General features: G+C 70.2%; 24 protein-coding genes. 8 read left to right on the top strand and 16 right to left on the bottom strand.

Features of this window, described 5'->3' with window-relative positions; genetic code table 11:
• Positions 1 to 7 precede the first annotated feature (7 nt).
• Positions 8 to 1,006 (top strand): Bug family tripartite tricarboxylate transporter substrate binding protein, encoded by a 999-nt coding sequence (locus tag EZ313_RS15105; protein ID WP_135264112.1) that lies wholly within the window; start codon positions 8 to 10, stop codon positions 1,004 to 1,006.
• 22 nt (positions 1,007 to 1,028) lie between these two features.
• Here EZ313_RS15105 and EZ313_RS15100 read toward each other — a convergent pair whose 3' ends face one another.
• From EZ313_RS15100 to EZ313_RS15035, 14 genes are all read right to left on the bottom strand, one after another.
• Positions 1,029 to 1,970: a Bug family tripartite tricarboxylate transporter substrate binding protein gene (locus tag EZ313_RS15100; protein WP_135264111.1), complete on the bottom strand. Its 942-nt coding sequence runs from the start codon at positions 1,968 to 1,970 to the stop codon at positions 1,029 to 1,031.
• A 21-nt stretch (positions 1,971 to 1,991) separates the two neighbouring features.
• Positions 1,992 to 2,804, bottom strand: a complete 813-nt coding sequence (locus EZ313_RS15095; RefSeq protein WP_135264110.1) for an alpha/beta fold hydrolase — start codon at positions 2,802 to 2,804, stop codon at positions 1,992 to 1,994.
• 10 nt (positions 2,805 to 2,814) lie between these two features.
• The gene (locus EZ313_RS15090; RefSeq protein ID WP_135264109.1) at positions 2,815 to 3,651 is read right to left on the bottom strand and encodes a DODA-type extradiol aromatic ring-opening family dioxygenase; all 837 of its coding nucleotides are present in this window, start codon (positions 3,649 to 3,651) and stop codon (positions 2,815 to 2,817) included.
• Between the two features lie 5 nt (positions 3,652 to 3,656).
• Complete coding sequence (locus EZ313_RS15085; RefSeq protein WP_135264108.1) at positions 3,657 to 3,959, bottom strand: hypothetical protein; 303 nt, start codon at positions 3,957 to 3,959, stop codon at positions 3,657 to 3,659.
• Positions 3,956 to 5,413: an amidohydrolase family protein gene (locus tag EZ313_RS15080; RefSeq protein WP_135264107.1), complete on the bottom strand. Its 1,458-nt coding sequence runs from the start codon at positions 5,411 to 5,413 to the stop codon at positions 3,956 to 3,958. The genes EZ313_RS15085 and EZ313_RS15080 overlap by 4 nt, the downstream gene beginning before the upstream one ends.
• Positions 5,410 to 6,618 (bottom strand): amino acid ABC transporter substrate-binding protein, encoded by a 1,209-nt coding sequence (locus tag EZ313_RS15075; protein ID WP_135264106.1) that lies wholly within the window; start codon positions 6,616 to 6,618, stop codon positions 5,410 to 5,412. Before EZ313_RS15075 ends, EZ313_RS15080 begins: the two co-directional genes overlap by 4 nt.
• 38 nt (positions 6,619 to 6,656) lie before the next feature.
• The gene (locus EZ313_RS15070; protein WP_135264105.1) at positions 6,657 to 7,376 is read right to left on the bottom strand and encodes an ABC transporter ATP-binding protein; all 720 of its coding nucleotides are present in this window, start codon (positions 7,374 to 7,376) and stop codon (positions 6,657 to 6,659) included.
• Positions 7,369 to 8,124, bottom strand: coding sequence for an ABC transporter ATP-binding protein (locus EZ313_RS15065; protein WP_135264104.1), 756 nt, complete (start codon positions 8,122 to 8,124; stop codon positions 7,369 to 7,371). Before EZ313_RS15065 ends, EZ313_RS15070 begins: the two co-directional genes overlap by 8 nt.
• Positions 8,121 to 9,068 carry a branched-chain amino acid ABC transporter permease gene (locus EZ313_RS15060; protein WP_135264103.1) on the bottom strand — a complete coding sequence of 316 codons (948 nt, stop codon included), beginning with the start codon at positions 9,066 to 9,068 and terminating at the stop codon, positions 8,121 to 8,123. The genes EZ313_RS15065 and EZ313_RS15060 overlap by 4 nt, the downstream gene beginning before the upstream one ends.
• A complete protein-coding gene (locus tag EZ313_RS15055) occupies positions 9,065 to 9,931 on the bottom strand; it encodes a branched-chain amino acid ABC transporter permease (protein WP_135264102.1) in 867 nt (288 codons plus the stop codon). Before EZ313_RS15055 ends, EZ313_RS15060 begins: the two co-directional genes overlap by 4 nt.
• Positions 9,928 to 11,286, bottom strand: a complete 1,359-nt coding sequence (locus tag EZ313_RS15050) for an amidohydrolase family protein (RefSeq protein ID WP_135264101.1) — start codon at positions 11,284 to 11,286, stop codon at positions 9,928 to 9,930. Before EZ313_RS15050 ends, EZ313_RS15055 begins: the two co-directional genes overlap by 4 nt.
• A gap of 30 nt (positions 11,287 to 11,316) precedes the next feature.
• Entirely contained in the window at positions 11,317 to 12,759 is a 1,443-nt protein-coding gene (locus tag EZ313_RS15045) for an amidase (RefSeq protein ID WP_135264100.1), read from the bottom strand.
• 16 nt (positions 12,760 to 12,775) lie between these two features.
• The gene (locus EZ313_RS15040; RefSeq protein ID WP_135264099.1) at positions 12,776 to 13,768 is read right to left on the bottom strand and encodes a Bug family tripartite tricarboxylate transporter substrate binding protein; all 993 of its coding nucleotides are present in this window, start codon (positions 13,766 to 13,768) and stop codon (positions 12,776 to 12,778) included.
• Positions 13,769 to 13,850: 82 nt separating this feature from the next.
• A complete protein-coding gene (locus EZ313_RS15035; RefSeq protein ID WP_135264098.1) occupies positions 13,851 to 15,056 on the bottom strand; it encodes a LysR family transcriptional regulator in 1,206 nt (401 codons plus the stop codon).
• Between the two features lie 102 nt (positions 15,057 to 15,158).
• Between EZ313_RS15035 and EZ313_RS15030 the strand changes: the two genes are divergently transcribed.
• From EZ313_RS15030 to EZ313_RS15000, 7 genes are read left to right on the top strand one after another with little or no spacing between them, the layout of a single operon-like run.
• Positions 15,159 to 16,145 (top strand): Bug family tripartite tricarboxylate transporter substrate binding protein, encoded by a 987-nt coding sequence (locus EZ313_RS15030; RefSeq protein WP_135264097.1) that lies wholly within the window; start codon positions 15,159 to 15,161, stop codon positions 16,143 to 16,145.
• Positions 16,146 to 16,159: 14 nt separating this feature from the next.
• Positions 16,160 to 17,590: a lyase family protein gene (locus EZ313_RS15025; protein ID WP_135264096.1), complete on the top strand. Its 1,431-nt coding sequence runs from the start codon at positions 16,160 to 16,162 to the stop codon at positions 17,588 to 17,590.
• Positions 17,591 to 17,603: 13 nt separating this feature from the next.
• A complete protein-coding gene (locus EZ313_RS15020) occupies positions 17,604 to 19,694 on the top strand; it encodes a hydantoinase/oxoprolinase family protein (RefSeq protein ID WP_135264095.1) in 2,091 nt (696 codons plus the stop codon).
• Positions 19,695 to 21,419, top strand: coding sequence for a hydantoinase B/oxoprolinase family protein (locus tag EZ313_RS15015; protein ID WP_135264094.1), 1,725 nt, complete (start codon positions 19,695 to 19,697; stop codon positions 21,417 to 21,419). It begins immediately after the preceding gene.
• A 6-nt stretch (positions 21,420 to 21,425) separates the two neighbouring features.
• Positions 21,426 to 23,243: an AMP-binding protein gene (locus EZ313_RS15010; RefSeq protein WP_205960403.1), complete on the top strand. Its 1,818-nt coding sequence runs from the start codon at positions 21,426 to 21,428 to the stop codon at positions 23,241 to 23,243.
• Positions 23,240 to 23,701, top strand: coding sequence for a PaaI family thioesterase (locus EZ313_RS15005; protein WP_135264092.1), 462 nt, complete (start codon positions 23,240 to 23,242; stop codon positions 23,699 to 23,701). The genes EZ313_RS15010 and EZ313_RS15005 overlap by 4 nt, the downstream gene beginning before the upstream one ends.
• A 9-nt stretch (positions 23,702 to 23,710) precedes the next feature.
• The gene (locus tag EZ313_RS15000; RefSeq protein WP_135264091.1) at positions 23,711 to 24,442 is read left to right on the top strand and encodes an enoyl-CoA hydratase/isomerase family protein; all 732 of its coding nucleotides are present in this window, start codon (positions 23,711 to 23,713) and stop codon (positions 24,440 to 24,442) included.
• Position 24,443: 1 nt separating this feature from the next.
• On the opposite strand, the gene EZ313_RS14995 is transcribed toward EZ313_RS15000, so the two are convergent.
• On the bottom strand, positions 24,444 to 25,079 hold the full coding sequence (locus EZ313_RS14995) for a cysteine hydrolase family protein (RefSeq protein ID WP_135264090.1): 636 nt from the start codon (positions 25,077 to 25,079) through the stop codon (positions 24,444 to 24,446).
• Positions 25,076 to 25,615 (bottom strand): 3-hydroxyanthranilate 3,4-dioxygenase, encoded by a 540-nt coding sequence (locus EZ313_RS14990; protein ID WP_240788657.1) that lies wholly within the window; start codon positions 25,613 to 25,615, stop codon positions 25,076 to 25,078. The genes EZ313_RS14995 and EZ313_RS14990 overlap by 4 nt, the downstream gene beginning before the upstream one ends.
• Positions 25,616 to 25,621: the final 6 nt, after the last annotated feature.

The following is a 25,621-nucleotide window of genomic DNA, read 5'->3' as shown; positions in this document are numbered from 1 at the left end:
AGCAAGAGTGATCTTCAAGAACAACCCGACCCGCCGCGAATGGCTGGGCGCAACCCTGGCCGTGGCGGCCGCATCGGCCCTGCCGCTGAACGCGTGGGCGCAACGCAAGTACCCGCAGCAGCCGGTGAAGCTGATCGTGCCGTTCGCGGCGGCCGGCGCCATCGACAACATCACGCGCACGGTCGCGCAGCAGATGTCGCGCGAGCTGCAGCAGTCGGTGGTGGTGGAAAACCGCGCGGGCGCGGCCGGCAACATCGGCGCGGCCGCGGTCGCGCGCGCCCAGCCGGACGGCTACACGCTGCTGGTCGGAACGTCGGCGACGCACGGCGCCAATCCCTCGCTCTTCAACAAGCCGGGCTACGACGCGTTCAACGACTTCGAGCCCATCGCGTATTTCGGCAGCGTGCCCAACGTGCTGGTGGTGCACCCGCAGAAGGGCCCGAGAAACGTGGCGGAACTGGTCGCGCGCGCAAAGGCGGAGCCGGGCAAGCTCACCTACGCGTCGGCGGGCCTGGGCACGTCGCTGCATCTCGCGGGCGTGATGTTCGAACGCGCCTCCGGGGTGCAGCTCACCCATGTTCCGTACAAGGGCGGCGCGCCCGCTTCGGTGGACCTGATGGGCGGCGTGGTCGACATGATGTTCGACACCGTCGCGGTGTCGCTGCCGCTGGTGCAGTCGGGCAAGACCCGCGCTCTGGCCGTCGCCTCGGCGGAGCGGCATCCTTCACTGCCGGAAGTGCCCACCTTCGCCGAGCTCGGGTTCAAGGGCGTCGAGGCGGGCACCTGGGCCGGGCTGTTCGCGCCCAAGGGAACGCCGGCCGACGTAGTCGCCGAACTGCGCCGCGCGAGCGATGCGGCGCTGGCCGACAACGGCGTCAGGACGTCGCTGCGCGGCATGGGCGTGCAGACGGTCTCGCGCTCGGGGCCGGCCTTCCGTGAGTTCGTGCAGGAGGAGATCCGCAAGAACGCGCAGCTGGTGAAGGCGGCGAAGATCTCGCCCGAGTGACCCGGGTGTCGTAGCCGCGCCTTCAGTCCGGCTGGATGCCCGCTTCCTTCACGATCCGCGCGTACTTCTCGTAGTCGCGCTTGAGCGTCTCAGCGAAGGCCGCCGCGCTCGTGGGCGTGACTTCGATGAAGCTGTCCGTGATCTTCTGGCGAACGGCGGGGTCGGCGAGCGCGCGGGTGAACGCCGCGTTCAGGCGTTCGACCCGGTCCGCCGCGGTGCCTGCGGGCGCCATGATGCCGTGCCACCCCTGCAGCACGAAGCCCGGCAGCGTCTCGGCGAAGACCGGCACGTCCGGCAGCGGCTGGCCACGCGTCGCGCGGGTGAGCGCGATGGGCCGCACCGTGCCGGCGCGCACTTGCGGCAGCGCGGTGTTGAAGAGGTCGACCATCACGTTCACGTGCCCGCCGACGAGGTCGTTGAGCGCCTGCGTCCCCTTGTAGCGGACGTGCGTGATGTTCTTCTTCGTCGTCGAGCGCAGCCAGTCGCAGGCGAAAGCGGGTAGTCCGCCGCCGCTCGCGCAGGTCACCTGGCCGGTGTCGGCCGCCGCGATCAGCTCGGGGAGCGTCCTCGGCTTGAACGAGGGATGCGCGATCATCACGTACGACTGCGTCGTGAGCTGGGCGACCGGCGTGAGCTCCTTGAACGGGTCGACCTGCGCGGCCTTGAACAGCGAAGGATTGGTGACGATCCCGGGCGCCACGTAGAGCAGCGTGTGCCCGTCGGCCGGCGCGCGGGCCACCAGCGCGTGCGCGATGTTGCCGTTGCCGCCCGCGCGGTTGTCGACGACGATGGGCTGGCCCAGCTCCTCCTGCAGCTTCGGCGCGATCGTGCGAGCGATGATGTCCGCGGGGCCTCCGGCCGAGAACGGGATCACGAGCGTGATCGGCCTGGACGGGAAACCCTGGGCGTTCGCCTGCGATGCGCATGCGAGGGCGAAACAACAGGAGGCGAGCAGCTTCTTCATCGGACGTTCCTTCAACGCGTGTCAGCCCGCAGGCGCGTGCCGCCGCAGGAAATCCAGCAGCAGCGGCGTGAACTCCGCGGTGTTCTCCGCCCACGGGTAATGCCCCGAGCGGGAAACCACCGCGAACTCGGAGCGGGCGGCCATCGCCGCGACGCGCCGCATGCCTTCGGGATGCCCCACCTTGTCCTCCGACCCGGCGACCAGCAGCGTGGGCACGGCCAGCGCGCGGAATGCGCCGACGGCGTCCTGCTCGGGGTAGGCCTGCACGGCGCGCACCGACGCCTGCACGCTGTCCGGCGGCGTCTGCATCGCAACTTCGCGCACCAGGTCGACGTCCGCCCCGGTGGCGCCGGCCGCGAACATGCCGTTGATGACGGCGAGCTGCGCGACCTTCGGGTCGGTGCCCGGCTCGGGCGGCTTCGTTCGCGTGCGGACGAACTCGGCCTGCTCCTCCGGCGTGCGATTGGCGAAGTAGCCGATGGTGGCGGTGATCACGGCCGCGCGCACGCGGTCCGCCACCTTGCCGACCAGCCGCGGCGTGATCTGGCCGCCCATGCTGTGGCCGAACACCACGTTGTGTTCGGTGCCGGTGGCGCGGATGAGCCGCGCACCGGCTTCGGCCACCACGTCGAAGCTGAAGTCGTCCGGGCGCTTGGACAAGCCGTAGCCGGGCGCGTCCCATGCGATCACGCGGTAGCCCGCCTCCACCAGCCGGCGCGTCAGCGGCCGCCAGTATTCCTTGGCGCCGTAGATGCCGTGCAGCAGGTAGACCGTGGTGCGCCCCGCATCGTGGGTGACGACGTGGTCGGGCAGCGGCAGTCTCTCGCGTTCCATCGTCGTTCCTTCACTTCCAGCTGACGCCGCCCATGCTGCAGCGCAGGCCGACGGTGGGTTCGTAGCAGACGATCTCGGCCGGCGCGCCCTGCGCCGCGCCCCACGCGACGAACCAGGCGATCAGCTCCGGCGTACCGCCCGCGCCCGCGGCGCGCATGCGCTCCAGCGTGCATTCGGCGAACGCGCGCTCGGTATCGCCCTGCTGCAGCAGCGCGAGGAACCAGCGGTCGAAGGCTTCGTCGATCTCGAAGTAGCGCGGCCCGCCCGGGTCGTGCGACAGCCCGCCGGTGGACATGATCGCCACGCGCAGGCCGGCGGGGAGGTCCTCGGCGATCGCCCGCGCGATCAGCGCGCCCTTGTCGAAGCAGGCCCTGGGCGTGGGCACCGGCGGCACCAGGCAGTTCATGTGCACCGGGATGAACGGAACGTCGAACTGCGGCGTGAGCACCTTCAGCGGCACGCTGAAGTTGTCGTCCATCAGCAGGTCCGGGCGGAAGGCGAGCGCCAGGCCGCGCCGGTCGAGCGCCTGCACCAGCGCGTGCGCGACGTCGGGCTTGCCCGGCACGCGGAACGGCTCGATCGCGAGCCAGTCCTGGAACCACGGCGCGGGTCCTTCCCATTGCGCGGCGGTGCCGATGCACATGTCCGGCAGGTTGTCGAACGGCAGGTTCAGCAGGTGGTCGTTGCCGAAGCCGATCACCACGTCCGGCCGCGCGGCCTTCAGGCGGCGGCCCAGGTCGGCGTAGCCGGCCTGCAGCCGCTCCCGCTGGCCGGGCTCGGCCTTGTCGAACCAGCCCGTCATGCCCGGCGCGTGCGCCACGGCCATGCAGCTCACAAGTTGCGCCATGGTGCTCAGTCCTTCGAGTCGACCAGCTGCCGGCGGTACGCCTGGATCGCCGCGCTGCCCTGGTGGTTGTTCGCCGAGCCGTGGAAGAGGCGCGTGATCTGCGTCAGGAAATAAGGATGCACGCCGAGCGCCAGCATCCGCTTGAGGTCCTGGGCGCGGAACGCGTCGCGCTCCTCGGCGGAAAGGCCGTAGGACTCCATCAGCCCTTCGAGGTCCGATCTGAAACGCTGCACCAGCGCCATGTCGCGCCGGACGTCGAACACCATGCGGTTGGCGGGCAGCGTGCGTTTGAAGTTGTCGAGGCTCATGGCAAGTCTCCCATTGAACGGGTCCTTCCTTCGTAGAAATCGGCCAGCGCCGACTGGTAGCGGCGCAGCAGCGGCAGGAACTGCGCCATGGCGTCCGCATGCGTCCGCAGTTGCGCGTGCAGCTCCGAGACGACCGCCGCTTCGTCGACGCCGCAGACTTTTCCGTCCTGGACCACCGTCCGGCCCGCGACCACCAGCGTTCGGACGCTGGCCGCGGTGGCGCGCGCATGCAGCAGGGTGGCGACGTCCGACAGCGGCTCGCACAGGTCGGCGGTCTCGCGCTTCAGGTCGAGCAGCAGCAGGTCGCCCGGCCCGCCGGCCGCGATCTCGCCGGCGCCCGCGCAGCCCGCCGCGGCGGCGCCGTGGCAGCAGGCCGCCTCCAGGACCGCCTCGCGCGGGACGCCCGGTGCGAAGCCCGTGCCGCCGTGCAGCAGACGCAGCAGGCGCATCTCGCGCAGCAGGTCGTCGTCGTCGTCGATCGCCAGCGCATCCAGTCCCACGGCGAACTTCAATCCCGCTTCGCGGATGTGCCGCAACGGCGCGACGCCGGAGCGAAGGCGCAGGTTGGAACTGGTGTTGATCGACACGACCACGCCTCGGCTGGCCAGCAGCTCGCATTCGTTCGGACGCAACCAGGTGCCGTGCGCCACGGTGAGACGCGGCGACAGCAGCCCGGCCTGGTCGAGGTGGCGCACGATGCCTTCCGGGTACTCGCGGTCGGCCCACTCGCGCTGGTAGCGCGACTCGAGCAGGTGCATGTGAACGCGGCGGCCGCTCGCTCCGGAGGCGGCCGCGATGCGCTCCAGCAGGGGATCGGAACACCATTCGGCCCCGACCGGCCCGTACTGCACCTGGAACTGCGGCGAATCGCAGGCGGCGGCGATCTCGTCCACCACGGACACCTGTTCGTCGATGGAGGCGATCGGCCGCAGCCAGCGCGCGCGGATCGCTTCGGCATCCGGCGCATCGAGCAGCCGCAGGATGGCTTCGTCGGGGCCGTAGCCGAGCCGGTGCCGGTCGCGCAGCGGCACGACGAAGGCGATGCGGATGCCGACGTCGCGCGCGGCGCGGCTCACCGCCTGCGCCTCGCGCACCAGGGTGCGCGGATCGCGCGAGAGGTGGCAGTGCACCGCCGAGCCGATGCCGCTGCGCGCCATCCGGCAGAACGCGGCCGCGGCGACCAGGTACGGGTCGACCGGCGGCAACGTGTACGTGGCCGGGACCCACGCCTCCACCGGCGCGTCGAACGCACCGTAGGCCAGCGTCCTGATGCCGCGGCCGTGGTCGTGCGCGTTGGCCAGCGGCGGCATGAGCAGCGTCGCGTCGCCGCTGGGCTGGACGCGCTCGATCGCTAGCACGCCAGTGCTGTCGTAACGGACCTCCACGCCGCGCTCGACCGCGGCTGCGCGCGCCGAAGCGAGCAGCCAGTCCGCGCGCACCGTGGCGGTGTTCACTTGAAGCCGATCTTCAGGTCGGCCCGCTTGATCTCGGGCGGATAGATCACCACCGGGTTGCCCTTCTGGTTCTGCAGCAGCGGCGGCTTCAGCGACGAGATCTGGCCCGTGGGGCCGAACTTCACCGGACCCCAGAACGTCATCGCATCGGTGGCCGCGATCGCATCGCGCACCTTGGCCTTGTCGACGCCGCCGACCTTCTCGATCGCCATCTGCAGCACAACGCCGCACGCGGCGGAACCGGCGCCCGCGTATTCCGGCGGCTCGTTGAACTTCGCTTCGTACAGCTTCCCGAAGTTCTCGGCGGAACCGAAGATGTCCTTGGACTTGTAGCCCGCGGCCACGTCCCACCAGGCGAAGGTCGTCACGTTCTCGGCCAGCGGACCGACGGCCTTGATGAAGTTGCGGTCGGCGGCGCCCACCACCATCGTCAGCAGCTTGCCGCTCACGCCCTGTTCGGCCATCTGCTTGCGGGCCAGGATCAGGTCGTTGGTGTAGCCGGCGATGAACACCCAGTCGGGGGTGGTGCTGCGCATCTTCGTCATCGCCGCGCCGAAGTCCACCGTGCCGATGGCGAACTTCTCGCTGTAGACCACCTCGATGCCGCGGGACTTGACGGACTTCTGCAGCTCGTCGGCGATCGCGGTGGGGAACAGGTCGTTGCGCGCGAGGATCGCCACCTTCTTGATGGTGGGCTGCGTCTTGGCCACCAGCTCGGCGACCGGCTCGGTCAGCGTCTGGTTGGGCGAGTACACGCCGAACAGGTACTTGAAGCCCTGGTCGTAGACCTGCTCGGACGCGGCATTCGGCGCGATCATGGGGACGCCGTACTTCTCGCTGACGGCGCTGGCCGCCTTCACCGCGCCCGAACCGAACGGGCCGAACAGGAAGTCGACCTTGTCCTGCGTGATCAGCCGCTCGACCGACTGCACGGCGCGCGGCGTGTTGGACTGGTAGTCGACGTAGACCATCTCCACCTTGTAGGTGTCGCCGCCGGCCTTGATGCCCCCCTTGGCGTTGACGGTGTCGGCCCACATCTGGTAGCCGTTGCGCTGGCGCACGCCTTCGGGCGACAGCGGCCCGGTGAGCGGCAGCGCGGCGCCGATCTTCAGCACCTTGTCGGCGGCCAGGCCGGGCAACGGCAGGAGGGCCGCCGAAGACGCGAACGACACCAGGATCGAGCGGCGGAGGAAATCGGGCTTCATGGGGGCTCCTTTGAGTGTTGAAGCGTCGGGGATATGCGTCAGGCCAGACCCATGTAGGCCTGGCGCACGGCGGGATTGCGGGAGAGTTCGGCGGTCGGGCCTTGCAGCGACACGCGTCCGGTGTCGAGCACCACGCCCTTGCTGGCGAGCTCGAAGGCGGTCGTCACGTCCTGCTCGACCAGCAGCACGGCCACGCCTTCGCGGGCGACCTGCGCGATGACCCCGCCGAGCTGCTCGACCACCTGCGGCGCGAGCCCGAGCGACAACTCGTCGATCATCAGCAGCTTCGGCCGGCCCATCATGCCGCGCGCGATGGCGCACATCTGCTGCTCGCCGCCCGAGAGGGTGCCGGCCTGCTGGTTCGCACGCCTGGCCAGGATGGGGAACATGGCAGTCATCCGCTCGATGTCGCGCTCGATCTCCGCCGTGTCGTGGCGCAGGTAGGCGCCCATTCGCAGGTTGTCGATCACGCTCATCGGCCCGAACAGGCGCCGGCCTTCGGGAACATGGGCGATCCCCGCAGCGAGGATCTGCCGCGGCCCCCAGCGCGTGATGTCGTTCCCGTCGAACCGCACGCTGCCCCCGCGCACGTCCAGCAGCCCCGACAGCGTGCGCAGCAGCGTGGTCTTGCCCGCGCCGTTCGAGCCCACGAGGCACAGGGTCTCGGCGGGCGCCATCTCGAAGCCCACGCCGTGCAGCACCGTGATGTCGCCATAACCGGAGACGAGCGAATCGACCTTCAGCAGCGCTTCAGCCATGCGCCTCCCGCAACCGCTGGGCGAACTTGTCTCCCAGGTAGGCCTTGATCACCCGCTCGTCGCGCACCACCTCGCCGGGCGGGTCGTCGGCGATCAGTTCGCCATGGTGCAGCACCACGACGCGGCTGCACAGCGTCATCACCACCTTCAGCAGGTGTTCGATGATCAGGACGGTGATGCCGCGGGCGGCGATGGCGCGGATCAGTTCCAGGGCCTGGTCGACTTCGGCCGTGTTGAGGCCGGCGTTCACCTCGTCCAGCATCAGGAGGCGCGGGCTCATCGCCAGGCTCTTGGCCAGTTCGAGGCGCTTGCGCTGGGCCAGCGTCAGCTGCGACGCGGGCCGTTCGGCCAGCGCGTGCAGGCCGCAGAAACGCAGGTGCTCCATCGCGGCTTCGCGCGCCTGCGGCATCGAGCGGATGCCCGAGCCGAACAGCGCACCGGCCATCGCGTTCTCGATGACCGTCATCGCGGGGAACGGCTGGACCACCTGGAAGGTGCGGGCGATGCCGCGCGCCGCCACCTGGTACGGCTTCAGGCCGTGGATCGGCGCGCCCTCGTGCAGGATCTCGCCGGAGGAGGGCGGGTGCACGCCGGTGATCACGTTCACCAGCGTCGTCTTGCCGGCGCCATTGGGGCCGATGACGCCGATCACCTCGCCGCGCTTGAGCGTGAGCGACACGTCGCGGATGGCGTGCACGCCGCCGAACGAGCGGGCCACGTGCCGCAGCTCCAGCAGCGGAGCGCTCATGTACGCCTCCCCGGCGCCGGCCGCCAGCTGCCCAGCGCGGTGCGCCAGCTGAACGTGGTCAGGCCCATCGGCAGGAACAGGATCAGCAGGATGATCAGCAGGCCTAGGATGCCGGTGTGCAGCGTCAGGAAATTGCGCCACACGAGTTCATCCAGCGCGAGGAAGGCGACGGCCCCCAGCACCGGCCCGAGCAGCGTGCCGGCGCCACCCAGCAGCACCATCACGATCGCCTTGATCGAGAACATGATGTCGAACACGTCGGCCGGTTCGATGTAGGCGGTCCAGGAGGCGTACACGGCGCCGGCCGCGGCCGTGAACGCGGCCGACAGCATGAAGGCGAGCGACTTGAAGACGGTGGTGTTGACGCCCACCATGCTCGCCGCGTCCTCGTTCTGCTTGATGCAGCGCAGCCCGAAGCCGAGCCGCCGGATGGCGACGGCGTGCATCGCGCAATAGGTGATCGCCGCCAGCGCCAGCATCGCGTAGAAGTAGTAGCGCGCGCCCTGTTCCGGCGTCATCGCACCCGGCAGGTTGATGCCCATGCCGCCGCCGGTGAGCGAGACCCAGCCGTTGACGATCTCGCGCAGCAGCTCCACCACCACGAGCGTCGCAATCGCGAAGGCGTGGCCGCGCAGGCGCAGTACGGCCAGCCCCAGCAGCAGCGCGACCAGCGCGCTCACGCCCGCCGCGAAGATCCACGCGGAGATCGCGGGCAGCCCCTTGGACTGCACGATCGCGCCGGCGTAGGCGCCGAGGCCGAAGAACGCCGCCGTCGCGAACGACGGGTAGCCGGCGAATCCGCCGATGAAGTTCCAGGCCATCGCCAGCACGGCGTACATGAGCATCGTCGTGCCCACGCGCAGCACGTAGTTGTTGCCCACGGCAGGCAACAGGGCGAGCAGCACCAGGACGGCGGCGAGGGCGGCCAGCTCGCGCCTGCTCATACCAGCGCCTTGTTGCCCATGAAGCCCTGCGGCCGGACCACGAGGAAGGCGAGCAGCAGCGTGAACGCCAGGATCAGACCGCTTTCGGGGCCGAACACGATGCCGCCGAAGCTCTCGATCAGGCCGAGCGCGATGCCGCCGACCACCGCGCCACCGATGCTGCCCACGCCGCCCAGCACGCACACCACGAAGGCCTTGCCGAGGAACACGTGGCCGCTGAGTGGCGAGACCGGGAACACCAGGCTGAGCAGGCTGCCCGCGGCGGCCGCCATCATCGCGCCGATCGCGAACGTGAGCGCATAGGTGCGCGCCACGTCCACGCCCATCAGCGCCGCGGCCTCGCGGTCGGTGCGCACCGCGACGATGGCGCGGCCCATGCGGGTCGCCTTCAGCGCGTAGGCCACGGCCAGGATCACCAGCAGCGACAGGCCCATCGCCGCGGCGCGGTCGAGCGGCAGGAAGATGCCGCCGATGTCCGCGTTGCCCAGCGGCCTGTCGAGCGTCACCTTGCGGAAGTCGGCGGTGAAGGCCAGCAGCATCGCGTTGTTGGCCATCAGCTCCAGCCCGAAGGTGAGCGTGAGCGTGATCAGCACCGACTTGGCCACCACCCGGTTGATCAGGCTCGCCTGCAGCACGTAACCGATGATCCCGGCGATGGCGGCCGCGCCGAGCGCCGACACGAAGGGATGGATGCCCCACCACTGGTGGAAGAAGAAGGCGACATAGGCCCCCAGCACGATGAACGCGCCGTGCAGGATGTTGATGATGTTCAGCACGCCCCACACCAGCGAGAAGCCGGCGGCGATGCAGGCGTAGAGCCCGCCGAGCAGCAGGCCGTTGACGAGCGACTGCGCGTAGATCATCCGGCCGCGCCCTTGGCCCTGGCGCGCTGGAGCGCGGCGCCGGCGCGCCGGGTCGCACGCGCCGTGAGCTCGGCCTCGTCGGCCAGCAGCAGCTTGCGGTCGCGCACCGCGACCTGCCCACCCACGATGACGTCGCGCACGTCGCGGCTGGTGGCGGCGAACACCAGCGTGGCGGCCACGTCGAAGGTGGGGCCGCAGAACACGTTGTCGAGGTCGACGCAGATCACGTCGGCGCGCTTGCCGGTTTCCAGCGAGCCGATCTCGCCGTCCAGCCCGAGAGCGCGGGCGCCCTCGATGGTCGCCATCTCGAGCGCGCGTTGCATCGACATGGCGCGGACGCCTCCGCCGCGCGTACGCGCCAGGCTCACCATGGTCTTCATGGCCTCGAACAGGTCCTGGGCTCCCGCGCTCGCGAGTCCGTTGGTCGCTACTGCCGTCGGGTTGCCGTTGTTGATCACCTTCAGCACGGGCGGCTCGCCGGTGCCCAGCGTCGTGCCGGAGACCGGGTCGAGGATCACCCGCGTGCCGGTGCGCGCGACGATGTCGAACTCGGCGTCGGTGAGCGCGGCGCAGCCGAGCAGCTGCACGTCCGGGCCGAGGCAGCCGCCGTCTTCGTACACCTTGATGTTCGAGCGGTGGCCGAACGCCTTCTCAATCATCACCGGGTAGTCGGCCGACTCCGCCGTGTGCATGTGGATCCGCACGCGGTACTCGTCGGCGAGCCGCCGGGTCATCCGGAAGCCCTCGTTGGAGAGGCCCCAGGGCAGGTTGGGAGACAGTTCGATGGCGATGCGGCCGTCGGCGCTGCCGTGGAACTCGTCCAGCAGCGAACGCAGGGATTTCTCCAGGGTGGGCAGGTCCTCCGCGTACTCCGGCGCGACCATCTGGCTGGTGTAGGCGCGCGCCATCACGTACTGCAGCCTGTAGCGCGCGGCCAGGCGCAACGCCTCGCGGTAGCGCGCGTCGCTGCGGGCCGGCAGCGCCATCGCATCGACCACGCAGGTGTTGCCGGACTTGATGTTCAGCGCCAGGCCCACCTCGATGCAGGTGAGGAAATCCTCGTCGTCGAACTGGGCGATCAGGTTCTTCTGCGTGCCGAGCCACTGCAGCAGGTCCTCGCCGAACGAGAGGCTGCGGCCCAGCGATGCGTACAGGTGCGTGTGGGCGTTCACGAGGCCGGGCAGCACCGCGCAGCCCTTCGCGTCCAGCGCCTTGTAGCCCTCGGGAACACCCGCGCCCGGCGGCAGCACCGCCGCGATGCGGCCGCCTTCGACCAGCACCGTGCCGCCGGGAAGGATGTCGCGCGCCGGGTTCATCGTCACCACGGTGCCGTTGGCGATCGCCAGCTTGTCCATGTCTGTCTCCTTGCGGGCGGCGCCCGCGCGTCAGGGTTGCGGCGGCGGCTCGAAGCGGCGGAAGCCCTGCTCGAGCAGGCGCGCCAGCGCGATCGAGGTGAGGTCGCCGTACTGGCGCGCGACGATCTGCACGCCGATCGGCAGGCCCTCGCGTGAACGCGCGGCGGGCACCACGGTGGCAGGCAGGTAGGGGATGCCGACGAGGCCGGCCCAGAACATCTGGTCGGCCACCGGCTGCGCGCGGCCGTTGACCTGCACCGTGCGTTCGAGCATCGGCGTCGGGTCGTGGCGGAAAGCGGTGGTCGCCGCGGTCGGGCAGATCAGCACATCCCAGTCGCCGAAGAAGCGCTCCCAGGCCTGCTGCATCGCATAGCGGCGCATGTTGGCCTGCAGCCAGTCGCGGTGCGTGGCGGTGACGGCGCGGACATAGCGCTCGTACGGCCGGTCGTCGGCCGGGTCGAGCGTCGTGCGTTCCCGCAGCAGCCGCTCGTATTCGGCGTCCGGCACGCGGCCCGAGGTCGTGGCGCGGAAGAACAGCGGCACGTCGTTGCGCGCGAGCTGGCGATAGTCGAGGTCCGGACGCGCCTGCGAAACCTTTGCCCCCTCGGCGGCCAGGTGGCGCGCCACCGCATCCACGGCCGTGCGGATCTCGTCGTCCACTTCGGCTTCGGGGCAGTCGCTCATCACCGCGACGCGGAAGTCGCGCACCGACTTGTGCGGACAGGCGGGCAGTTCGAGCCGCAGCGCGCGGGCGTCGGCGCCGTCGGGGCCGGCCGTGAGCTTGAGGCCGAGTTCGAGGTCGGTGGCGCTGCGCGCCATCGGACCGGGCACCGAAACGTCGGTGCGCGGCCCGGGCGAGATCCAGTGGCCGGCGGGCGGGATCACGCCCCAGGTCGGCTTGTGCGAGTAGATGCCGCAGTAGTGCGCCGGCACGCGCAGCGAGCCGCCGATGTCGCTGCCCCATTCGAAGCCGACGAGCCCGGCGGCCAGCGCCGCGGCCGAGCCGCCGGAGGAGCCGCCACAGGTGCGCGAGAGGTCCCAGGGGTTCGAGGTGGTTCCGTAGTTCTCGTTGGCGCTCTGGTAGTCGGCCAGCAGCAGCGCGATGTTGGTCTTGCCGAAGACCACTGCGCCGGCGTCCTGCAGGCGTCGCACCGACACGGCGGTCGACGACGCGATGTTGTCCTTCAGCGCCGGAACGCCCCAGCTGGTGGGCAGGCCTTCGACGTCGAACGACTCCTTCACCGTCATCGGCACGCCGTGCAGCGGGCCCCTGACGTCACCGCGCGCGAGGGCGGCATCGGCCTCGTCGGCCGCTGCGCGCGCCCGCTCGAAGTCGCGCACCACGATGGCGTTGATGCGGCCGTCGAGCGCCTCGACGCGCTTCAGGAAAGTCTCCAGCAGTTCGCGGCTGGAGAAACGGCGCTCACGGATGCCGGCGGCGAGCTCGACCGCGCTGGCGTAATGGATGTCCAAGTCCGGCCTCCCGCGTTCAGTCCAGCGCCGCGCCCGTGGCCTTCACCACCTGCGCCCACTTCTGTGTTTCCTCCTGCACGAAGCGCTGCGTGTCTGCCGGCGTGCGCGCGTCGACCACGAGCCCGAGCGCAGCGAAGTGTTCCTGGATGTCGGGCTCCCGCAGAGCCTGCACGACCTCCGCGTGCAGCTTCTCCACCACCGGCCCGGGCGTTCCCGCGGGGGCGAACAGCGCATGCCAGCTGATCGCCTCGTACTGGGGAAAGCCGGACTCGGCCACCGTGGGCACCTGCGGCAGCAACGCGTGGCGCTCTTTCGACGTGACGGCCAGCGCATGCAGCTTGCCGGCCTTGATCATCGGCAGCACCTGCATCAGGTCGGCGAACATGCTGTCCACCTGCTCGGCCAGCACGGCCTGCAGCGCCGGGCCGCTGCCCTGGTAGGGCACGTGCATCAGCCGCATGTTGGCGGCGATGCCCAGCATGCCGCCGGCCAGGTGCAGCGTGGTGCCCCGGCCGGGGGACGAATAGGTGATCGCTTCGGGTTTGGCGCGGGCCGCGGCCACGTAGTCGGCCAGCGAATTCACCGCGAGGCCGGGGCGCTTCACCAGCACCAGCGGCGAGCGGACGATCAGCGCGACGGGCGCGAAGTCCTTCGCCGGGTTGAACGGCAGCTTGCTGTAGACCGACGCGCTGATCGCGTTGCTGCCGGTCACGCCCATCAGGATCGTGTGGCCGTCCGGGTTGGCCTTGGCCACGTAGCCCGCGCCGACGGTGCCGCCGGCGCCCGCGCGGTTTTCCACCACGACCGGCTGGCCGAGCGACTTGCTCAGCTTGTCCGCGAGCTTGCGGGTGAGCGCGTCGGTCGCGCCGCCCGGCGGCAGGGGCACGACGAAGGTGACGGGCCGTGCCGGCCAGGCTTGGGCGCGGGCGGTGGACGTGAGCGGGGCCAGCGCGGCGCCGGCGAGGAGCGCCAGGGTCTGGCGGCGCGACGGGGGAGAGGAGAAACGCATCTGCAATCGATTATTGAGGATTAATCGATAGGCAGGGTAGAGGGCGGACCCCCCGAAGTCAATAGAGGACTCCGCAGTCGGGCTATCGATCCGGCCAGCGCACTTCGCGCACGCACTGGATCAGCAGGTTCGCGCCCGGCGACGAATGTTCGCGCGTGCGCCGCAGGATGCCGACGGGCCGGCTCGTGCCCGGCAGCGCCACCGGCAGCTTCACCAGGCTGCCGTTCTCTTCCTGCTGGTGGAACAGGTGCGTCGACGTCGCGGTGAGCATGTCGCTCTGCAGCAGCAGGCCGTGGATGAACGTGAGGTCGGACGACTCCACCACCACGTTCGGATGCGGCAGCTGCTGGCGCTCGAACAGCGCGGAGATGACGTTGCGCGTCGGCGTGCGGCGGCGCGCGAGCACCCACTGCTCGCCCGCGATGTCCTTCAGGGCGAGGCTCTTGCGCCGCGCCAGCGGATGTCCGGCGCGCGCGAACACGGCCATGTCCTGCACGAACAGTTCCTCGCGGACCAGCTCCGGATGGAGCTCGACGGGCCGCAGCACGCCGATGACGAAGTCGAGGTCGCCGGCCAGCAGGCCCGACACCAGCGTCTCGAACGGCCCTTCGACAGTGGCCACGCGCAGTCCCGGGTGCTCGTCCAGCAGCCGCGCCACGGCAACGGGGAGCATGTAGGGCCGCGCGAAAGGCAGCGTGCCGACGGTGACGTCGCCTCGCAGCTCGCCCTTCATCGCGGCGATCTCGGCCTGGGCCACGCGCAGTTCGGCCAGCGCGCGCTTCACGTGCAGCAGCAGCGTCTCGCCGCCGGGCGTGAGGCCCACGCCGCTGACGTTGCGGTTGAACACCTGGAAGCCGGCCGCGGCCTCGATGTCCCGGATGGCCAGGCTCACCGCGGGCTGGGACACGCCGAGCTGGCGCGCGACGAGGTTCACGCGCGTGCGCACCGCGAAGGCCTGCAGCACATCCAGGCGCACTTCATTCACCGACAGCGAGAAGATGCCCGCGTGGCGCAGGCGCCGGCCGGGTTCCTTCTCGAGCAGGCCGCTGCGCGCGGACTCCAGCTCGCCGAAGGCGCGCTCGACGCGCTGCAGCAGGAGCTTGCCGAATTCGGTGAGCAGCATCCCGCGCCCGTGCCGCTCGAACAGGGGCACGCCGAGGCCGTCCTCGATCTCCCGCACGGAACGCGAGACCGACGACTGCGTGCGGCGCAGCACCTCGGCCGCACGCGTCACCGTCCCCTCGTGGCACACGGTGCGGAACACGTGGATGTGCTTGCTGGGGACCATCGGCCGGATAAGGAAATTCGATGGCGCCGATCGTACCCGCGTGGAGCTCTTCGCCGATTCTGCGCCGGATAATCGATTTCGCCCCGTTGACAAGGAGTGACGATGAGACTCGACCTCTTCAGGCGCGCCGCGACGCTGGCCGCCGTCGGCCTGCTGGTGGCGCTGCCGCTGGCGCCCGCTTCCGCACAGGACCGCTACCCCTCCAAGGAGATCCGGATCCTGGTCGGCTTCCCGCCGGGCAGCGCGGCCGAAGGCACGCTGCGCGCGCTGGTCAATGCCGCGGGCAAGTACCTGCCCCAGCCGCTCGTCATCATCAACAAGCCCGGCGCCGCGCAGGCGCTCGCGATGACGGAACTGGCCGGCGCCGAGCCCGATGGCTACACGATCGGGATGACGACCGACGGCTTCCTCGCGCTGACCGTGCTGCAGCAGAAGATGCGGTTCAACCCCGAGGACCTCTCGCCGCTGCTCGGCTACTCGCAGTTCAAGCACGTGCTCTTCACGCGCGGCGACGCGCCCTGGCGCAAGTACGAGGACTTCCTCGCGCAGGCGAAGAAGGAGCCGGGTTCAATGGATTACGGCGGCGCCGGCAGCGGCTCCGCCCCCGACCTGCTGGGCAAGGTGCTCGCGCGCGATGCGGGCATCCAGATGACGTACGTACCCTTCAAGGGCAGCAACGAATACATCCCATCGGTGATGGGCAAGCACGTCAAGACCGCGGTGGTCGCCGTCTCCGGCATCGCGCCGCAGCTGAAGGACGGCTCGCTCGCGGCGATCCTGGTGTTCGGCGACGAGCGCCTGCCGGAGCTGCCGGGCGTGCCCACCTCGGAAGAGAAGGGCATCCGCAACACCGACGTGTTCAACAGCATCCTGATGCTGGTCACGCCGAAGAAGATGCCTGCCGACCGCGTGAAGGTGCTGCACGACGCGTTCCGCAAGGCCGCGGAAGACCCCGACTTCCGCCGCGCCGTCGAGCCCACCGGCCTGGCCGCCAAGTACTTCAGCCCGCAGGACGTCGAGCGCCGCATGCAGCGCGCCCGCGAGATCGGCGTGCCGCTGCTGCGCGAGCTGAACCTGCTGGTCAACTGAACGAAGTGGCCGCCGTGACCCACCCGTACCAGGCGTCCGCGATGATCGGCGTGCTCGATCACCGCTACTATGGGCGGGACCCGGCCGCGGCCGCGAGGATCGCGCCGTACCTGTCGGAGGACGGCTTCTTCCAGGCGATGCTGAAAGTCGAGGTCGCGCTGGCGGAAGGCCTGGCCGCGCGCGGCCTGTGCGAACGGTCGGTGGCCGACGAAGTGCGTGCCGCCGCCGCGCAGGTGCAGCCGGCGGAGGTGCATGCGGAGCAGGAGCGCATCCGCCACCCGGTGATGTCGCTCGTGAACTGCCTCAAGCGCCGCGTGTGCGACACCGCGAGGCCGTTCGTCCACCTCACGGCGACCACCAACGACATAGTCTGCTCGGCCGACGCGTACCGCTACCGCGAGTTCACGCGCCACGTGCTGCTGCCGTGCCTCATCGAACTCCAGTCGACGCTGCTGCGGCGCGCCGTGGAGGAACGGGACACGCTGCAGATCGGCCGCACGCACGGGCAGTACGCCGAGCCGATCACCTTCGGCTGGAGCCTGGCGCACTTCGCCAGCCGCCTCGGCCGCGCGATCCGCCAGGTGCATGCCGCCGCCGAGGACCTGCGCGGCAAGATGGCCGGAGCGGTCGGCGCGTACAACGCCTCCTCGCTGTTCTTCGACGACCCGCTCTCGTTCGAGCGCGAAGTGCTCGCGCGCCTGGGCCTGAAGCCTTCGCCGCTGCCGACGCAGATCGTCGAGGCCGAGTACCTGGTCGACTACACCCATGCGCTGGTCTCGGCGTTCGGCATCGTCGCCAACATCGCCGACGACATGCGCAACCTGCACCGCAGCGAGCTGGGCGAGGTGGAGGAGCACTTCACGGCCGACCACGTGGGCAGCTCCACGATGCCGCACAAGCGCAATCCGTCCCGCTTCGAGGCGGTGAAGTCGCTGTGGAAGGTGTTCATGCCGCGCATGGCGACCGTGTACATGGACCAGGTCTCGGAGCACCAGCGCGACCTGACCAACTTCGAATCGACGTTCTTCGTGGCGGAGGTGGCCGCGGGCCTGTACTTCGCCGCCGACCTGCTCGGCAAGACGATGGCCACGATGGTGGTGCGGCGCGACCTGATGCGCCGCAACTTCGACGATGCCGCCGGCGCGATCGTAGCCGAGCCCGCGCAGCTGCTGCTGTCCGTCTCGGGCCACCGCGACGGCCACGAGACCGTGCGCCGCCTCAGCCGGCAGGCGCTGGCGGAAGGACGCAACCTGGCCGACCTGTTGTTCGCCGACCCCACCATCGCGGAGCGGCTGCGCGGGCTGGACGAGCGGCGTCTGGCCATCCTGCGCGATCCCTCGCACTACACCGGCATCTGCTCGCCGCGAACCGCCGAACTCTGCGCCGAACTGGAGCGCGACCTCGCGCGCCTGAAGTCCACGCTGGCGGATACCCAGCCCCATTGAGACCGATCCTTCGATGAGTTCCCATCCCTATCGCCTCGGCTGCGACATCGGCGGCACCTTCACCGACTTCGTACTGGTGAACGACGACACCGGCGAGCTGCACGTCCACAAGTGCCTGACCACGCCGGCCGATCCATCCGAGGCGGTGGAGCAGGGCGTGCTGGCGCTCGCCGCACGCATCCCCGACCTGCCGGGCAGGCTGCGCGAGGTGGTGCACGGCACCACGCTCGTCATCAACGCGATCATCGAGCGCAAGGGCAGCCGCACCGGCCTGATCACCACGCGCGGCTTCCGCGACACGCTGGAACTGGGCCGCGAGAAGCGCTACGACACCTACGACATCTTCGCGGAGATGGCACCGCCGCTGGTGGAGCGGCCGTTCCGGCTGGAGCTGGACGAGCGCATCGCCGCCGACGGCCGCGTGCTCCAGCCGCTCGATGCGCAGCAGGTGCGCGACGTGCTGGCGCAGATGCGGTCGATGGGCGTCGAGTCGCTCGCGGTGTGCCTGATCAACTCGTTCGAGAACCCGGCGCACGAGCTGCAGGTCAAGGCGATCCTCGAGCGCGAGGCGCCCGAGCTGGCCGTGTCCATCTCCTACGACGTGCTCCCGCAGATCCGCGAGTACGAGCGCACCAGTACCACGGTGGCCAATGCGTACGTGAAGCCGCTGACGGCGCGTTATCTCGCCAGGCTCAAGCAGCGGCTGGAGGCGCTCGGGTTCGGCGGGCAGATCTACATGATGCTGTCCAGCGGCGGCATCACGTCGGTGGAAGCCGCGCGCCAGTCGCCGGTGCGCGTGATCGAATCCGGCCCGACCGCGGCGGTGATCTCCGCCGAGCACTTCGGCCGCATGCTCGGCATGCAGGAGCTGTTCGCCTACGACATGGGCGGCACCACCGCCAAGTCGTGCCTGATCCAGAAAGGCCGCGCCGGCAAGGTGACGACGTTCGAGGTGGGCCGCGTGCACCGGTTCAAGAAGGGCAGCGGGATCCCGATCCAGGTGCCGGTGGTCGACCTGATGGAGATCGGCGCGGGCGGCGGCAGCATCGCGCGGGTCAACAAGCTCGGCCTGCTGCAGGTCGGCCCGGACAGCGCGAGCGCATTGCCGGGCCCCGCCAGCTACGGCCGCGGTGGCACCGAGCCGACGGTGAGCGACGCCGACCTCGTGCTCGGCTACCTCGATCCCGATTACTTCCTCGGCGGCGAGCTGAAGCTGCAGCGCGAGCTGGCGGAGAAGGCGATCCGCGAGCGCATTGCGCAGCCGCTGGGCCTGGACCTGACGCAGGCTGCCTGGGGCATCCACGACGTCATCAACGAGACGATGGCGGCCGCCGCCAAGACCCACATCGCGGAGAAGGGCGGCAACCCGCGGCAGGTGACCGTCGCCGCGTTCGGCGGCGCCGGGCCGGTGCATGCCTGCAGCCTCGCGCGCAAGCTCAAGGCCAGCCGCGTGCTGGTTCCGCCGGTGGCGGGCGTGGGCTCCGCGCTGGGCTTCTTCACCGCGCCCGTGGCCTACGAAGTCGTGCGCACGCGCAAGATGAACCTGAAGGACGCGCGGCTGGACGAGGTCGAGGCGCTGTTCCGGGAAATGGAGGCTTCCGGCCGCGAGGTGGTGGCGCCGCTGGGCGGCGTCGACGTCGCGGTGGAGCGTTCGATCGACATGCGCCTGGCGGGCCAGGGCTGCGAGCTGAGCGTGGCGCTGCCGGCCGGCGACCTCGGCCGGATGTCGCGCGAGGACGTGCGCAAGCTGTTCGACGACGCCTACGTGGCCCTGTACGGCCGCACCTATCCCGAAGTGCCGGCGGAGCTGGTCACGTTCAACACCGTGGTGCGGCTGCCCATGCGGCCGCTGCAGCTGCCGCTCGTGGCACCGTCGCGGCACGGGGCCGAGGGCGCGGTGAAGGGCGCGCGCAAGGCGTATTCGCCCCAGGCCGGCGACTACGTGCGGCACGTCGTGTACGACCGCTACAAGCTGGGCGCGGGCGACACGCTGCGCGGCCCCGCGATCATCGAGGAGCGCGAGTCGACCACCATCGTGGGCGAGGGCGCGCAGGTCACCGTCAACGGGCAGGGCTTCCTGTTCATCGAGCTGGAGGCCGCGTAAATGGCAGCGAAGTTCAATCCGATCCAGCTGGAGATCCTCTGGCGCCGCCTGATCTCCATTGTCGACGAAGCCGATGCCTCGGTGTACCGCACCTCGTTCTCCAGCCTGATCCGCGACGCGCATGACTACACCAACGCGTTCTTCGACCGGCACGGCCGCGAGATCTGCGAAGGCTCCATGGTCACGCCGGGCCAGCTGGGCGCGCTCACGCAGGGCGTGCGCGAGATCTGCAGGAGCTTCGACGTCGCTTCGCTGCATCCCGGCGACGTGCTGGTGAGCAACGACCCCTGGCTGCTGGCGGGGCACCTGAACGACGTGTGCGTGATCAGCCCCATCTTCCTCAGGGAGAAGCTCGTCGCCTTCACCGCCTGCGTGTTCCACCACACCGACATCGGCGGCCGCCCGGGCGCCGACAACCACGAGGTGTACGAGGAAGGCCTGTTCATCCCGCTGATGAAGCTGGCCGAGCGCGGCGTGATGAGCGAGCCGGTGCTGCGGATGATCCGCGCCAACGTGCGCAAGCCCGACGACGTGATCGGCGACCTGCGCTCGCAGATCGCGGCCAACCACGTCTGCGCCGGCAAGATCGTCGACATGATGGAAGAGCTCGGCCTCGACTCGCTCGACGAGCTGGCCGACGAGATCATCGGCCGCACCGAGAAGAGCATGCGCGAGGCGATCGCCGCCATCCCGGACGGCGTGTACCACGCGGAGAACACGATCGAGGGCGCGGGCAACCGCGGCGACATCCGCATCAAGGTGAGGGTGGAGGTGAAGGGCAGCGAGGTGCTGGTGGACTTCGCGGGCACCGATCCGCAGGTGCGCTGGGGCGTCAACTCGGTCTACAACTTCACCTACTCGTACGTCAATTTCGCGATCAAGAGCGCTTTCAACCCCGAGGTGCCGAACAACTACGGCAGCACGCTGCCGGTGAAGGTGGTGGCGCCGGAAGGCAGCGTGGTGAACTGCAGCTATCCGGCGGCGGTGGCCCACCGCACGCACGTCGGCCACGGCCTCACCGAGCTGGTGTACCGCGCGCTGTCGGACGCGACGCCCGAGCGGGTCCTCGCCGAATGCGGAACGGCGCCGGGCTCGTCCACCGTGGTGTACGGGGCGCGCGGCAACGGCCAGCGGTTCCTGACGATGGACCTGCGGGCTTCGGGCATGGGCGCGAGCCGCATGGCCGACGGCATCAACTGCACGCATTTCCCCTCGAACACCAGCAACACGCCGGCCGAGATCCTGGAAGCCGACACGCCGCTGATCGTCGAGAAGCGCGAGATGGTGTGCGACAGCGGCGGCCCCGGGCGCCGGCGCGGCGGGTTGGGGCAGGAGGTGGTGTGGCGCATCCCGGACGACCAGGCGGCTCCGAAGCCGCCGGTCACGGTCGTCACCGTGATGGGGCGCTTCCGTTATCCGCCCAAGGGGCTGTTCGGCGGCGGCGAGGGCGGGCGCGGCAGCTATCGCATCAACGGCGAGGCCAGCCCCTGGGGCGGGCTCAACCTGTGCAAGCCGGGTGACGTGATCACCTTCCGCCAGCCGGGCGGCGGCGGCTACGGCAAGCCGATCGAGCGCGAGCCGGAACGCGTCGCGAGCGACGTGCGCCAGGGCTACGTGAGCATCGAGAAGGCGCGCGAGGTGTACGGCGTGGTGCTCGACGCCGCGACCTTCGAAGTGGATGCGGCCGCCACGCAGCGGCTGCGCGACGGGATGCGGAGCGCGTAGGGCGTGGTGCGGTCGATCGCCGACATCGAAGCGCTGGAGCAGCGGCCGCTGCGGGAGCGGCTCGATGCGGCGACGGTGCCGGCGTTGATCCGCCGCGGCGCGGGGCGCGATCCCGCGAAGGCGGCGCTGCGGTTCCTGCCCGAAGGCCGGCTCGACCGGGACGAGATCGTCCTCTCGCACGGCGAGCTGCTCGCGCAGGTGCATCGTGCGGCGCGGTTGTTCCGGTCGCTCGGCGTGGGCCGGGGCGATGTGGTCGCGCTGCTGCTGCCGAATCTTCCCGAGACCTATGTCGCGCTGCTTGGTGCGATGTGCGCCGGCATCGCCATGCCGGTGAACTGGATGCTGCGGCCGGCGCAGCTGGAGTCGCTGCTGCGGGCCGGGCGGCCCAAGGTGGTGGTGGCCGCCGCCGAGTTGCGCGACACGCTGGAAGCGCTGCCCGCCGCTGTGGTCGACGGGATCGCGTTGTTGCAGGTGGGCGGCTCGGCGACGCGGGCCGGCTGGACCTCTTTCGAAGAAGCCTGCGCGTCGCATGGCGGTGATGCGCTCGAAGTCCCGGAGCCCGAAGACGTCGCGGCCTACATCCACACCGGCGGCGCCACCGGGCAGCCCAAGCTGGCCAAGCTCCTGCACCGCGGCATCGCCTACAAGTGCTGGGCGTATCGCGAGCTGCTCGGCCAGCGCCCCGAACACGTGGCGCTCGGCGTGAGCCCGCTGTTCCACGTCGGCGGCATCGTGCTGCGCGCGATCCATCCGCTGGCGTGCGGGATGTCGATCGTCATCCCCGGCGCGCTGGGCCTGCGCGACCGCGAGGTGCTGCGGCGCTACTGGCAGATCGTCGAGGCCAAGCGCGTCACGGAGCTGTCGGCGGTGCCGACGTCGCTCGGCGTGCTCGCCGAGGTCGACCCCGGTGCGGCCGACCTGTCGTCGCTGCGGCCGTTCGCGATCACCGGGTCTTCCACGCTGCCTTTGGCGGTGGCGAAGCGCTTCGAACAGCGCATCGGCGTGCGCCTGCTGTGCGACTACGGCCTGACGGAATACACCGCCACCGTGGCGCTGCCGCCGCCCGGCGACGACCTGCCGGAAGGCAGCTGTGGCCTGCGGCTGCCCTACACGCAGGTGCGCATCGTTCGCGGCGATGGCCGTGAGTGCGCACCCGGCGAGATCGGCGAGATCCTGGTGAATGGGCCGGGGCTGGTCGGCGGCTACCTCGACGCGAAAGCGACCACCGCGTTGTTCACCGAGGACGGCTGGGCGCGCACCGGCGACCTGGGGCGGATGGACGGGAACGGCTTCCTGTTCATCACCGGCCGCGCCAAGGACATCATCATCCGCGGCGGCCACAACATCGACCCGCGCGTGATCGAGGAGACGCTGCAGTCGCACGACGATGTGGCCCTCGCGGCCGCGGTCGGCCAGCTCGACGCTTACGCCGGCGAGGTGCCCGTGGCCTATGTGCAATTGAAGAAGGGCAACGGCGCCGGGGCCGAGGAACTCCAGGCGTTCGCGAAAGAGCGCATCCCCGAGCGTGCGGCTGCGCCGGTGGCCGTGCACGTGCTGCAGGAGATGCCGCTCACCGGCGCCGGCAAGGTGAACAAGCCGCTGCTGCGCGAGATGAGCGGGTGCGCCGTGATCGAGCGGATGGTGCGCGAGGCGGGCGGGTTGGCGGCCACACGCGTCACCGCCGTGCCCGACCCGGTGCACGGCACGGTCTATCGCGTCGCGATCGCCGCAGACGCGTCAACTGCAGCGCGCCTGGAAGGCGTCCTGGCCGCGCTTCCCTGCCGCTGCGAAGTGACGCCAGAATCGGCGCTGGAGGTGCCATGAACCAGCCGCACAACCCGGGCCGCGAAGGCATCCACGCCTTCCGCGATTCCGACCAGCGCGAGCCGCTGCGCAACGACGTCAGCCCGTTCACCGTGGGCCTGAACATGCGCATCGTGTCGATCGACGCCCGCGCGGGCCGGTTGCGGGCCACATTCGATCCCGGTGAACACTACATCGGCGGCGCCCGGCCGACGGTGCACGGCGGCGCCATGGCCACGATGCTGGACATCTCGATGGCGACCCTGGTCGTGGCGATGACGGGCGCCGACCAGAGGACCGCGACCGCCAACCTCAACGTCTCCTTCTTGCGGCCGCTGCCGCCGGGGCCCTGCACCTGCGAAGTGGAAGCCGAGCGGGTGGGCCGCACGGTGGCCTTCATGCGCGCGGTGCTGCTGGATGCCGCAGGCGAGCGTGCCGCCACCGGCTCGGCGACCTTTCCCTTGTTCACCGCGAGCTGAGCAGGCGCGATGGACAGCGAGCTGCGTGTGCAAGTCCAGGGCGGGATCGCGCGCCTGACGCTCGACCGGCCGCACAAGCGCAATTCGATGACGCCCGCGATGCGCTCGGCCTTCACGCAACACTTGAACGAGTGGGCGGCGGACCCGTCCGTGCGCTTGCTCCTGCTCGAAGGCGCGGGCCCCGACTTCTGCGCCGGCTCCGACATGAGCCTGGCCGGCCAGCAGAGCGCGCGTGAACGGCTCGCGATGTTCACCACGCTGGCGCGCTTTCCCAAGCCGGTCGTCGCTTCCGTGCAGGGCGCCTGCATCGGTGCCGCCGTCGCCATGGTGGCGTGCTGCGATGCGGTGCTGGCGAGCCCGTCGGCGTTTTTCTCGGTGCCCGAGGTGCGGCTGGGCTTTCCGCCCGGCGCGCTCGCGCCGTTGCTGCTGCGCGGCCTGGGGGAGCGCGGCTACCGCCGTTACGTGCTGAGCGGCGAGCGCTTCGATGCGCGCACCGCGCAGGCGCTCGGCCTGGTGCACGAGGTGTGCGAGGACCTTGGCGGTCGAACCGCGGAAGTCTGCGCGGAGTTCCTGCGCGCCGCGCCGGGCGCTGCTGCCGCGGCCAAGAAGGTGGCCGGCGACGATGTGGCCTCCGCCGTCGAAGCCCTGATCGAAGCCGAAGCGGCGCTGCTGCAGACGGAGGACGCCCGCGAGGGGCTGGCCGCCGCCCGCGAACGCCGGCGGCCCAGCTGGGATCGCTGATTCAGGCGAGCAGCGTCAGCAGCCGCTGCGAATCGACGACGGACCCGAAGTTCACCCGCACCGTCGCGAGCGTGCCCTCGTGGCCGGCCTGGTTGCCGCTGCCGACGCAGTCTTCCGCCACCACGATGTTGTAGCCGAGGAAGAAGCCGTGGCGCAGCGTGGAATCGACGCACACGTTGGTCGCCACGCCGGTCATCACCAGCGTGCGGATGCCGCGCGCCTGCAGCCGCTCGTGCAGGTCCGTCTCGTGGAAACCGCTGAAGGTGTGCTTGGTGACCACGATGTCGCCTTCGGCCGGCTCGATGCGGAACCAGTCCGCGCCCCAGCTGCCTTCCATGCAGCAGCCTTCGCCCTCGCGCTTGGCGATGTGCGCAGGCGCGAGGTGCTTGAAGTCGTAGACGGAGCGCAGCCACACGACGGTGGCGCCGGCGCGCCGCGCCTCGGCCGCCAACCGCCCGATGCGCTCGGCGATCCGCTCGTTCTCGTCGACGCGGATCGGGTTCTCCGAGGACGCGGCGCGGGTGCGCTGCAGGTAGCCGCCTTCGGCGCAGAAATCGTTCTGCATGTCGACGACCACCAGGGCGGTGTGCGCCGGCCGCAGCTGCTCTTCGAGCGTGCGCAGGACCTCTTGCGTCATTTGTCGGGCATCACCGTGCCGCACTTCTTGCAGGTGCGCGCGTCCATGTTGCTCCAGAAGCGGTCATAGGCGCGCGACACCGGGTCGGCGCCGTAGTCCGCCACCACGAACTGCTCCTCGTGCAGGAAGTTGTCGCACTTGGGGCAGAACCAGTGGAAGCGGTCGATCTCGCCGGGGCGGCGCTTGCGCTCGATGACGAGCTGGAAGGCGTCGGGACCGAACCTCGGCGAGTGCGGCACCAGCGGCGGCTGGTACAGGCAGTTGCCCTCGGGCACGTGCGAGATGTGCACCTTGTTGTCGGCGTCGCGCCAGTGCAGGTCGAGCGTTCCCTTCAGCGAGTACTGCATCTCGAAGCTCGGGTTCAGGTGGAACTCGCTGCGGTACTCGCGGCCGCGCGCGATGAACGCCAGGCAATCGTCCTCCTGCCACAGGGGCCAGGTGCGGCGCTCGTTGGTGCTGCTCAGGTAGTCCATGATCTCCTGGAAGTCGATCTGCGGCATGAACTGCTTGAGCGTGGGGAAATTGGGGAGGGCCATGGTGTT

Source organism: Ramlibacter henchirensis, from assembly GCF_004682015.1.
Lineage (GTDB): Bacteria > Pseudomonadota > Gammaproteobacteria > Burkholderiales > Burkholderiaceae_C > Ramlibacter > Ramlibacter henchirensis.
The sequence above is the reverse complement of the archived record's forward strand: the minus strand, read 5'-3'. Positions and strand labels throughout refer to the sequence as shown.